Origin of the sequence: Dietzia massiliensis (assembly GCF_018390595.1) — a bacterium.
GTDB classification, from domain to species: domain Bacteria; phylum Actinomycetota; class Actinomycetes; order Mycobacteriales; family Mycobacteriaceae; genus Dietzia; species Dietzia massiliensis.
On record NZ_JAHBAV010000074.1, the window covers coordinates 1 to 10831 of the forward strand.

General features: G+C 73.0%; 11 protein-coding genes. 2 read left to right on the plus strand and 9 right to left on the minus strand.

Going from position 1 to position 10831, the window contains the following annotated elements:
• Window positions 1-1137: hydroxymethylbilane synthase (gene hemC, locus KHA85_RS14955; protein WP_438802061.1), on the minus strand; the 1137-nt coding region annotated here is incomplete at its 3' end.
• Window positions 1134-2474, minus strand: a complete 1341-nt coding sequence (locus tag KHA85_RS14960) for a glutamyl-tRNA reductase (RefSeq protein ID WP_213186411.1) — start codon at window positions 2472-2474, stop codon at window positions 1134-1136. The genes KHA85_RS14960 and hemC, both read right to left, overlap by 4 nt.
• Window positions 2475-2870: 396 nt before the next feature.
• Between KHA85_RS14960 and KHA85_RS14965 the strand changes: the two genes are divergently transcribed.
• Window positions 2871-3212, plus strand: a complete 342-nt coding sequence (locus KHA85_RS14965; RefSeq protein ID WP_213186416.1) for an HNH endonuclease — start codon at window positions 2871-2873, stop codon at window positions 3210-3212.
• Between the two features lie 45 nt (window positions 3213-3257).
• Here KHA85_RS14965 and KHA85_RS14970 read toward each other — a convergent pair whose 3' ends face one another.
• Window positions 3258-3527, minus strand: coding sequence for a glutaredoxin family protein (locus tag KHA85_RS14970; RefSeq protein ID WP_061227988.1), 270 nt, complete (start codon window positions 3525-3527; stop codon window positions 3258-3260).
• A gap of 71 nt (window positions 3528-3598) precedes the next feature.
• Between KHA85_RS14970 and KHA85_RS14975 the strand changes: the two genes are divergently transcribed.
• A complete protein-coding gene (locus KHA85_RS14975; protein ID WP_438802062.1) occupies window positions 3599-4807 on the plus strand; it encodes an HAD family hydrolase in 1209 nt (402 codons plus the stop codon).
• A gap of 13 nt (window positions 4808-4820) precedes the next feature.
• Here the strand turns inward: KHA85_RS14975 and KHA85_RS14980 are convergent, their stop codons facing one another.
• The 6 genes from KHA85_RS14980 to KHA85_RS15005 all read right to left on the minus strand — a co-directional run.
• Window positions 4821-5954 (minus strand): lysophospholipid acyltransferase family protein, encoded by a 1134-nt coding sequence (locus KHA85_RS14980; RefSeq protein ID WP_213186412.1) that lies wholly within the window; start codon window positions 5952-5954, stop codon window positions 4821-4823.
• Window positions 5951-7117: an NAD-dependent epimerase/dehydratase family protein gene (locus tag KHA85_RS14985; RefSeq protein WP_213186413.1), complete on the minus strand. Its 1167-nt coding sequence runs from the start codon at window positions 7115-7117 to the stop codon at window positions 5951-5953. Before KHA85_RS14985 ends, KHA85_RS14980 begins: the two co-directional genes overlap by 4 nt.
• A 291-nt stretch (window positions 7118-7408) precedes the next feature.
• The gene (locus KHA85_RS14990; RefSeq protein WP_003855542.1) at window positions 7409-7510 is read right to left on the minus strand and encodes a 30S ribosomal protein bS22; all 102 of its coding nucleotides are present in this window, start codon (window positions 7508-7510) and stop codon (window positions 7409-7411) included.
• A 267-nt stretch (window positions 7511-7777) separates the two neighbouring features.
• Entirely contained in the window at window positions 7778-7999 is a 222-nt protein-coding gene (locus KHA85_RS14995; RefSeq protein ID WP_007630344.1) for a helix-turn-helix domain-containing protein, read from the minus strand.
• A 286-nt stretch (window positions 8000-8285) separates the two neighbouring features.
• Complete coding sequence (gene proC / locus KHA85_RS15000; protein ID WP_213186414.1) at window positions 8286-9128, minus strand: pyrroline-5-carboxylate reductase; 843 nt, start codon at window positions 9126-9128, stop codon at window positions 8286-8288.
• Between the two features lie 598 nt (window positions 9129-9726).
• Window positions 9727-10831 (minus strand): Rv0497 family membrane protein (locus KHA85_RS15005; protein WP_213186415.1); only part of this gene is annotated, 1105 nt, incomplete at its 5' end.

Consider the following 10831-nt stretch of genomic DNA (forward strand, 5'->3'; position numbering starts at 1 on the left):
TCCGCGGCAGTTTTCGTGTCTCCTTCTGGGGGGTGCCGCTCGCGGGCTGCGCGCGTTGTTGGGGTTGGGGGGTGAGGGGACGGTGACGGGCGGTGGGGCGGTCGTGGATTCCCGGGGTACGAGCGGGGGTCGTTGCTCGGGGGATTCGGCGGACATGAGGTCGCTGGCGCCGCGGTCGAGCAGTTCGGCCGCGAGGCGGCGACCCAGCTCCTCGGCGGCGGCGACCGGCCCGTCGGGATGCTCGGCAGGGACGGTCGTGCCGGAGGTCCGCAGGACCGTGGTGCCGTCGTGGGCGGCGACCACCGCGTGCAGCGTGAGCACGGCGTCGGCGGCCGGGGCGTCGGCGCCCGGGTCGGTGCCGGCGAAATCGGACCGGGCGGAGTCGGTGCCGCTGAGCTCGGCGCGCGCGCCGACGGGCGCGGTGCACCCGGCCTCGAGGTCGCGCAGGAGGGTGCGCTCGGCGGCGATGCGGACGCGGGAGGGGAGGTGGTCGACGACGGCGAGGGCCGCGATCGCCTCGGTGTCGTCGGCGCGGGCCTCGACGGCGAGAGCGCCCTGGGCGGGGGCGGGCAGCATCTCGTCGATGCCGAACCGATGGGTGGCGCGCTCCCCTGCGCCGGTGCGGTCGAGTCCGGCGGCCGCGAGGACGACCGCGTCGAGATCGCCGCTGGTGACGTATCCCATCCGCGTGTCGATGTTCCCGCGCAGGGGGCGCAGGTCCAGGTCGGGGCGCAGGGCCGCAAGCTGGGAGCGCCGTCGCGGGGCCGAGGTGCCGACGCGGGCGCCCTGCGGGAGCGTCTCCATCGTCAGCCCGTCGCGGGCGATGAGCACGTCCGACGGGTCGACGCGCGGGGGCACGGCGATCGGGGCGAACCGGTCGTCGCGCGCGGTCGGCAGGTCCTTGTATGAGTGGACGGCGATGTCGCAGTCACCGCGCTCGAGGGCCGCCCGCAGCTCGAGGGTGAACACGCCCACGCCGATGCGTTCGACGGGCGCCATCACCACGTCGCCGCGGGTGCGCACGATCACCAGCTCGGCCGGGTATCCGGCGGCGATGAGGGCGTCGCGGACGTGTCCGGCCTGGGTGGTGGCCAGGGTGCTGCCGCGGGTTCCCACCTTCAGGGTCCTGCTGCTCATGACGCCTCCTCGTCCACGTCGCGGTCCAGGTCGAACAGTGTGCGCACGACCGCCGCGTAGTTCTCCCCGTCCGGTTGGGCGGCGAGTTCCTTGAACCGCACGGTGGGCGGGTGCAGGAGCTTGTCGACCACGCGGCGGACGGTGTTGGCGACCTCGTCGCGGACCTTGTCGTCCATGTCGGGCAGTCGCGACTCGAGCCGACGCATCTCGGCGGCCACGACCTGCCCGCCGCGGCCCCGCAGCTGGCCGATGAGCGGGCCGACGCCGGCCATGCGCTCGGCCTGCGTGTACGCGGTGAGCTCGGCGTCGACGATCGTGCGGGCGGCGTCCGCGTCGGCCGCGGCGGACGACGTGGCGGGGTCGGCCTTGAGCGCCTCGATGCCCAGCAGGGTCACGCCGGGCAGGCCGGCGACGGCGGGGTCGACGTCGCGCGGCATGCCGAGGTCGCAGATGACCAGCGGCCCGCGGTCGCCGCGGCGGGCCAGCGCGGTGTGGATCTCGCCGAGCGTGACGACCGTGCCGACGGCCCCGGTGCAGGTGAAGAGAATGTCGGCGCGGGCGACGGCGCTGGCGAGCTCGTCGAGCGGGAACGCGGTGGCGGGCGTTCCGGAGTCGCGGGCGATCTCGGACAGCCGGTCGGCGCGCTCCGGGGTGCGGTTGGTGATCTCGATACGGGAGATCCCGCCGCGGCCGAGGTGCGCGACGGCCAGGCCGCCCATGGCACCGGCGCCGAGCACGACGGCCTGCCGACCGTCGAGGCGGCGGGAGGCCGGGGCGTCGGGGGCGTCGGCGTCGGCACTCGCGTTGAGGATCTCCGCGGCCCGGTCGAGCGCCACGGAGACGACGGACGCGCCGGCGGAGTCGATGCCGGTCTCGGTGTGGACGCGCTTGCCCACGTGCAGGGCCTGCTGGGCGAGGCGGTGCAGGGTGGTGCCGGCCGCGCCGATCTCGGAGGCGGACTGGTACGCGGTGCGGATCTGGCCGATGATCTGCTGCTCGCCCACCACCATCGAGTCCAGTCCCGAGGCCACGGAGAACAGGTGCTCGGCGGCGGACTCGGAGTACCGGATGTACAGGTGCCGACTGAGCTCGTCGACGGACAGGCCCGAGTGGCGCGACAGGAGGTTGACGACGTCGTCGAGCGCCGGGTGGAACGCGTCCACGGCCGAGTACACCTCGACGCGGTTGCAGGTGGTGACGATCATCGCCTCGTCGACGTTCTCGCCGGCGATGAGGTCCTCGGTGAGCGCGTCGCGGTCGACCTCGGACACGGCCACGGCCTCGAGCAGCGCCACCGGCGCACTGTGGTGGGACACGCCCACCAGGAGGATGCTCACAACCGACCCCCGGACGTCAGGGCCTGACGGGCCCATGCCAGAATGGATGCCAGCCCGTCAACTCGGGGAGAAACGACTCGGGAGAAGGACGCAGGCCCGCCGGACGAACTCGCGGAACGCTGGTCCACAGTCGGTCGTCTCCTGTCGGTGTTCACGGCTGTGCACAGGGCACTCCCGGATCGGGAACACTCTGCCGGGACGGCCGTGGCCCTCAAGCCTGCGTACGACCCGTAACGGGATCCACCGTAACCCGCATGACACCCCGGGACAAAACCGTCATCGCACGGGATGCTATGTCCGTGCAGCGCCTCACGCCGCCCGTGAACAGCGCGGACCGGAGGCCGACCGCCCGAGTACGGTGACACCGTGCCCCCGCGTCGCAGGTCCTCCGCCACGATGTCCGCCGCCACCCGCGCCCGGTACGCGAAGCGTCGGCAGCGGCGCCTCGCCCGGGTCGACAACGACCTCACCGACCCGCAGTGGGCGCGGATCCTCGACGCGTGGGGCGGTTGCGCCTACTGTCACGCCGTCGGGCCGGCCCTGCAGCGGGACTGCGTCATGCCGATCTCCCGAGGCGGCCGCTACACACTGGAGAACGTGGTCCCGGCCTGCGCGTCCTGCAATGCGAGTAAGCACAATAGCGAGGTCACCGGGTGGCTGCGGCGCAAGAAGCTCGACGAGGGAGCGTTCCTGCTCCGGCACGCCACCATCCTGCGGGCCCTGCGCACCGACGCCTGAGCCCCGGCGGGGCCGTCACCGGTCGCTCACCGTGCCCGTCCGGCTCTAGTCCCATCCGGCGAACGGGTCGGGCCCGGCGAGCGTGGCGAGCAGCTCGTCGTCGTCGACCTCCCAACACGAATGCTCCGCACCGTCGACCAACACGACCGGCAGGCGGTCCCCGTACTCGGCGGCGAGGTCGGGGTCGTCGGCGCGGTCCACGTCGGTGACCTCGAGGCGCGCGCCGGCCCCCTCGCACAGGGGCAGCAGCTGGCCGTGGACGCGGACGCAGCTGCCGCAGCCCTCGCGGGTCAACAGGGTCACCGTGTGCGCCATGCCTCGATAGTGCACCACCCCTCCGGCGCTCCCCTAGGATGGGGTCGCAGCCCCCGAGGAGGTCCCGCCCGGTGAACGACTCCCACCCGGAGAACGACCACGCCAGCGACGAGCACGGCGCCGACCAGTACGGCGACGGCCGGCACGACGACGACCGGTACGACGACGAGGCCCCGCCCGCCGCCGACGCCGAGGGCACCGACGCCTCCGCCGGACCGGCCGAGCACGCCGACTCCCCGCGCCGCTGGCGACTGCCCGGTCGTGCCGATGTGATCACGGCGCTGGGAAGGCTCGTCTGGAGACGCCGCGACGCGCGGGTCCAACGGGTCGCGGGCGAGGCCTCCGCCGAACATGCGGTCAAGCTCGAGCCGGGTGCCGAGCCCGGTCCCCCGCTCGCCGACGCCGACGGTGCCGCTGTCGCTCCCACCGCCCCGCCAGCCGCCGGCACCGTCGAGGAGACCGCGGACACCGGGCCGTTCGTGGCGGACCCGCGTGTCGCCGCGTTCTTCGACGTCGACAACACCCTCATCCAGGGTGCCTCGATCATCCTGCTGGCCCGCGGGCTGGCCAAGCACCGCTTCTTCACCGTGCGCGACATCGCCGGGCTCGCGTGGTCGCAGGCCAAGTTCCGGATCTCGGGCGAGGAGAACGCCGACGACGTCGCCGCCGGCCGCGACAAGGCCCTGAGCTTCGTCAAGGGTCGCACCGTCGCCGAGCTGACCGCGCTGAGCGAGGAGGTCGTGGACACCTCGATGCTCGACCGGGTCTGGCCCGGGACCCGCTCGCTCGTGCAGATGCACCTCGACGCCGGACAGCAGGTCTGGCTGGTCACCGCGACGCCCGTGATGCTGGCGCGCGTGATCGCGACGCGGCTGGGACTGTCGGGCGCGCTGGGCACGGTCGCCGAGGAGCACGACGGCGTCTACACGGGCCGCCTGGTGGGCGACATCCTGCACGGGCCCGGCAAGGCGCACGCGATCGCCAAGCTCGCCGAGGCCGAGGGCTTCGACCTGTCCCGCTGCTACGCGTACTCGGACAGCTTCAACGACATGCCCATGCTGACGATGGTCGGCAACCCGGTGGCCATCAACCCGGATTCGCGGCTGCGCAAGTACGCCTCGGAGAACGGCTGGGACGTCAAGGACTTCCGCACGGTGCGCAAGGCGGCCAAGAAGGCGATGCCGGGCGTGCTGGCGGTCGGCGGGCTGGCGGGTGCGCGGGCGGCGGCGCGGTCGTCGTACGGCGTGCGCGCGACGGGCACACTGCGCCGGATGTTCTGAGCCCCCTCGCGCGTCAGCCGAAGAACACGCTCCCGCGCCGCGCGAGGTTGCGGAACAGCGTGTTCTGGATGGTCTCGCGCACCTGGTCGGTGATCTCGAAGACCACCATCGGGTCGTCGGCGGCGTCGGGCCCCAGGTGGGAGGTCTCGATGGGCTCGCCGAACTCCATCGTCCACTTGGTGGGCAGCGGGATCCCGCCGAGGGCGCCCAGCAGCGGGAACGCGGGCGTGACCGGCATGTACGGCAGGCCCAGCAGGCGGGCGAGCGCGGGGATCTCGCCGATCTTGGGGTAGATCTCCTCGGAGCCGACCACCGAGCAGGGGATGATCGGCGCCCCGGCGGCCAGCGCGGTCGCGACGAACCCGCCGCGGCCGAAGCGCTGCAGGCGGTAACGGTCGGCGAACGGCTTGCCGAGACCCTTGAACCCCTCGGGCCACACCGCCACGACGTGACCGGCCTCGAGCAGTCGTTCGGCGTCGGCGGCGCAGGCGAGGGTCGCCCCGGCCCGCCGGGCGAGCGGCGCGGACACCGGCAGGGTCATCGCCAGGTCGGCGGCCAGCAGTCTCAGGGCGCGGTCGGCGTGATCGTGGACCGCGACCGTGGTCATCATCCCGTCGATCGGCAGGACCCCGGCGTGGTTGGACACGATCAGCCCGGCGCCCTCGGCGGGGATGTTCTCCGCGCCGATCACCTCGACGCGGAACCAGTGCTCGAACAACGGCCGCCACAGGGGCAGCCACACGTGGGTGTGGAAATGCTCGTCGAACCCGAACTCGTCGACCTCGTACCCGCCGGTGATGCGGGTGGCGAGCAGTTCACCGGCGGCGTTGACGGCGTCGGCCAGGCCGGTCAGTGCGCTGACATCGCCGGTGGCGAGCATCGTGTCGACGGTGCGGGCGAGGTCCCGCACGGGCGCCAGCACCTCGGCGTCGAGCGGCAGGACGTCCACGACCTGCCCGATCGAGGACCGCATGGAGGTCAGGAAGCGGTCGACGATCCGACCGATCTCCGTGGCGGCGGCGTCGCTGCCGGTGGTGTCCCCGAGGAAGCCCTCCCCCACCATCCGGTCACTGCGGGCGTCTCGGCGGCCCTCGCCCCAGCGGGGTCCGCCGAGGGGTTGGCTCAGGTCGAATTCCGGGCCCTTCACGGCGCCTCCTCCTCGATGCGGTCGGGCTCGAGCGGTTCTGACAGAGCGCCGATCGCCTCGAGCTCGTCGAGGGTGGTGTCCACTCCCGCGCGCAGCCGTGTCGCCACCGGCCCCGGGAGCAGCGAGGCGACCTTGGCGACTTTGCGTTCGACCGCCTCGCGGGTGACCAGGGGCTCCGCACCGGAGTCCACCAGGTATGCATGTAGCGCCTCCTCGGTGGAGTAGCGCGGGGTGAAACCGAACTCGGTGCGCATGCGGGTGGTGTCCATCGTCCGGCCGTACCGCAGGTAGCGCAGCTGCGACGTGCCGATGTCCCGCAGTCCCTGGCTCGACAGCAGCCTCGCCGCGAGTTTGAACGTCGCCGGCATCACCGGTAGCGGGATGTGCCCGGCGCGCCGGATGGCCTGGGTCAGGGTGAGCACCCCGTCCGCGGCGATGTTGTACGTGCCGGGCGTCGCGCCGAGCGTGGCGTGCAGCAGCGCGTCGAGGGCGTCCTGCGGGTGCAGCAGCTGGATGCGCGGGTCATACCCGGCCAACACGGGCGCCACCGACGGCAGCAGCAGCTCGCCGACCACGGTGGGCTCGGGCAGGCCGAGGATCGCGGGGATGCGCAGGATGGTGACGTCGATGTCCGGGCGCTTACGGGACATGCCCCGCACGTAGCCCTCCACCGACAGGTGGTCGACCGGGATGCCGCCGCCGGCGTGGCGGCGCGCGGCCATGTCCTCACTGAACATCGCCGGGTCGACCCCCGAGGAGCCGTATACGGACGTCGAGGAGATGAGCACGAACCGCTTGACCGTGGCGGCCCGGCGACAGGCGGCGATCACGTGCATCGAGCCCATGATGTTGGACTCCTTGACGGCTGCGCGACCGCCGGGGGCGAAGTCGGTGTGGTGCAGGCCGGCGTGGACGACCGTGTCGATGTCCGCCTCGCGCAGGATGCCCTGCAGACGCGGCGACTGGGGGTCGAGGCGCACGAATTCGGCGTCGCGCATGCGCCTGCGGTGTTGCGGCGACGGTTTGACCGAGTCGATCGCCAGCACGCGTTCGACGGAGTCGTTGCGCAACAGCATGCCCACCAGGTGAGCGCCGAGATACCGACTGCCGCCGACGACCGCGACGGCGCGGGCCGATCGACTGGTTGGCGCTTCGGTGTTCACCCGGCTGAGTCTAGCCGCGGGTCCGGTCTCCCATGTGCGCAGTCGCCACGCCGCCGGGTTCGATGCCCGCAGTGACAGCCGCGCGCGACGATGGCGTCTGGCGCGCACCGCGGGCAGGGCGAGACGCCATGGCGAGGGGCGGCTGCGGGTGTCGCGGCCCGGCCCCCAGACGCCGAACCCCCGCAGACCCCGCAGACCGCTCCCCCGAAATACACCGATGCCCGCCACCGCTGCTGGTGACGGGCATCCGCTACAGGCGTGAGTCCGGGCGCTATCGGGGCGCCGCAGGACTCACTTACCGAGCTTGCGACGCTGCACGCGGGTCCGGCGGAGCATCTTGCGGTGCTTCTTCTTGGACATACGCTTGCGGCGCTTCTTGATCACAGAACCCATATCGGGGGTCACCTACCTGTCGACTACTGGTCTGGGGCCGTTGTCACGGGCCGTACTGCCACGGGTCTTACTACGCTCCGGCGTCCGATCGGGGCTCGGGAGCCGGGACGGAACCCGTCCAGACTACCTGCCCGCCCCGCCCCGGAAAAACCGGGCCACGCGCCGGGCTGCCTACCGCGCCGCGCCGGGCTGCCTACCGCGCCGGGCCGGGCTGTCTACCGCGCCGGGCCGGGCCACCAGAACCGGCGGCCCACAATCCCGCGCGCGTCAGCCCGCGGAGAAGTACGAGGTGTCGAGGTACTCGTGCACTGCCTTGGAGTGCACGCGGAACGACCGACCCACCCGCACCGCGGGGAGCTCGCCCGAGTGGACGAGTCGGTAGACCGTCATCTTCGACACGCGCATCAGCGCGGCGACCTCCGCAACGGTGAGGAACTGAGAACCCCCCGCCGCCTGCGAGCCGCCATCGGTCTTGTCGGAAGTCGCCATCTCACAACCCTTCGTGGCACGCGTCGTGCCGCAGGCTTCCCCTCCTGCGGTACGGACACGCACGTGCTGGGAATGAGCCTAGCGTGAATGGTGTGATCAATGCGACGGGAGTGGGCGAATTACTTCTACGACACGCCGCCAGATCCCGCCCTCACCCGTTCTGAGCTGGGGTTGTGCTAAAAGCGCGACCCGCCGGGTGGCTGAGATCTCAGCCCCGGCGGGTCGGTTCGGTAGGCGCACACGCGGCCCGTCCGGCCGCATCGGCGACGGGCGGGGCCGCGCGGGGTCAGTCGTTCTCGTCGTCGTCGTCGTCGGAGGTGGCCGCATGCGCCAGGGACCGCGATCGGGACGCCGCCGCCTCCACCGCGTCCGCGACGGCCGCGCGCAGTCCGCGGGCCTCGAGCGTGCGGATCGCCGCCGCGGTGGTGCCGCCCGGGGAGCTCACGTTGTAGCGCAGCTCGGCGGGCCCCTCGCCGCCGCCGGTGAGCATCGCGCCCGCGCCGAGTGCCGTGCCGGTGGCGAGCTTGACCGCCACGTCGCGCGGCAGCCCCCGTTCGACGCCGGCGTCGATCATCGCCTCGGCGAGGAGGAAGAAGTAGGCGGGGCCGGAGCCGGAGATGGCGGTGACGGCGTCCATCTGGGCTTCGGAGACGACGACGACGAGGCCCACGCTCTCCATGATCGTGACCACCTGCTCGAGATGCTCGTCGCGCGCATAGCGGCCCTTGCAGACCGCGGAGACGCCGTGCCCCACGAGCATGGCCGTATTGGGCATGACCCGCAGGACGGGCGAGCCGGCGCTGAGCTTGTTCTCGAGCACCTGCGTGGGTACGCCCGCCGCGAGCGAGACGACGATCGACTCGTGGACGCTGTCGGAGATGGCGTCGCCGATCCGGTCGACCACCGCGGGCACGTCCTGCGGCTTGACCGCCACCACGATCACATCGGCGCCCTCACAACCGATGTCGAGGCTGGTGGCGAGGATGTTGTACTTCTTGGCCAGCTCGTCGGCGCGGGCCTGCACGGCCTCGACCACCACGATGTCCGACGGCTCTGTCCCGGATTCGCGGAGTCCCGCGATGAGGGCCTCGCCGATGCGTCCGCCGCCGACCACTGCGATTCTCGTCATGCTCATTACAGTGCCACACCCGGCCGCCTGCTCCCGGCGGCTGGCTGCGTGCTCCGTCGACCGGCAGCGCGCCGACCGGCCTCCGCGCGGCTACTCCTCCCCGTCGACTCCCGACCGGGCGCGAGTCGCGTGCGGGCGGGGCTCGCGCACCCTCCGCACACGATCCGCCCCTCGCGCACCCTCCGCACACGATCCGCCCCTCGGATTGCGATCCGCCCCAGGAACCCGCAGCGCATCTCGCAATCGGAAGCGCGTATCGCGATCCGAGGTGCATGTCGACGCCATCCGGGCGGACCGCCGCCTCCGATCGAGGGGCGCATCGCAATCCGCGGGGCATTTCGCGGCCTGAGGGGCGGACCGACCGCGCCGGACCCGCCCAGCACCCGCGCCGAACCGCGCAGGACCCGCGCCACCTATCGGATTGCACTGCACCCATGGGGTCCCACAGGTGGCGCGTGATCCGATAGGCGGCGCGCAAACCGATAGCTGAGTTGCTGCGCCGCCGAAGGCCCGCAGGGGCACGCGCCGGGAAACGACTCCGCCCGCACCTCGTGCAGGTGCGGGCGGAGTCGGGCGGGCTGCCGGGTGGGCGGAGAGCCTAGGTGACCAACCTCAGCAGCAGCGGGCCGCAGGTCACGCCGAGGCCGACGATCACCGCCAGCGCGATGCTCACCGTGTCGTTCGACCGGCGCAGCACGCGGACCATGGCGACGAGTCCCACGATCACCACGATCGCCAGCGCGAGCGCCACCCACGTGAGGTTGTTCCACAGCAGCTGGAACCCGATGAACAGGGCCGCGCCGGCGACCGCCGAGGCCAGCACCTGCGCGATGAGGATCAGCCACTGCGACGTCGACGACCGCTCCGCGCCGACGCCGCCCGGGGCGTACTCGAAGTCGCGGTACCCCGGGTCAGTCTGGTCGGCCGCGCGCTCGTCGGCGACGGGCTGTCCGGCCGGCTGCGCGGTCTGCTGCCGGGCGGTCGACTGCTCGTCAGCCGGCTCGTCGGTCCCGGGTCGGGCGTTGGCGGTCCCGGCGCCGATGACGGCGGCGGCCATCCCGGCCACGCCCGCACCGCCGGCGGCGGCAGTGGTCGCGGCGCCGAGGACACCGTCACGCCCGTCGGAGTCGGTCGTCCCGGAGTCGGTCGCGGCGGTGTCGCCGGTCTGCTCACCGGGAGCCTCGGGGGCACGGTGGGCGGTCGAGCCGCTGCCCGACGGAACTCCCCACTCGGGGCTCTCCCCCGGCGCGGTCGCCGGCGTACCGACCCCGGCGGCGTCGATCCCGTCGGGCTGGCCGGACTTGCCGGACTTGCCGGGCTGGCCGGCTGCGGAGGAATCGGTGGCAGCGGCCTTGTCCGCGGACGGCTCGGCGGCAGGCGTCGCGGCGGTCGAGGACTTGCCGGCTGCGGCGGAACCGGGTGCGGCGGCCTTGTCGGCCACGGACGGGCCCGCAGCGGGCACCTTGGGCTGCGGCGTGGTGGCCGCGTTCGCGTCGGCACCAGTCGAGCCGGACCCGGCCCGAGCAGCGGCCGCGCCGGCGGCACCCACTGCCGTGACGCCCGCGCTGCCGACCGTGCCGCCGGGGGCCGAGTCGGCGAGCGGGCCGGCGGCGGGAACGGCGGGCTCGGGGGCGGCCGCGGGCGGGCCCACCCGCCGCAAGGGCGCGCAGGTCCGGCGCCGGGTGGGCTTCTGCTTCACCGAC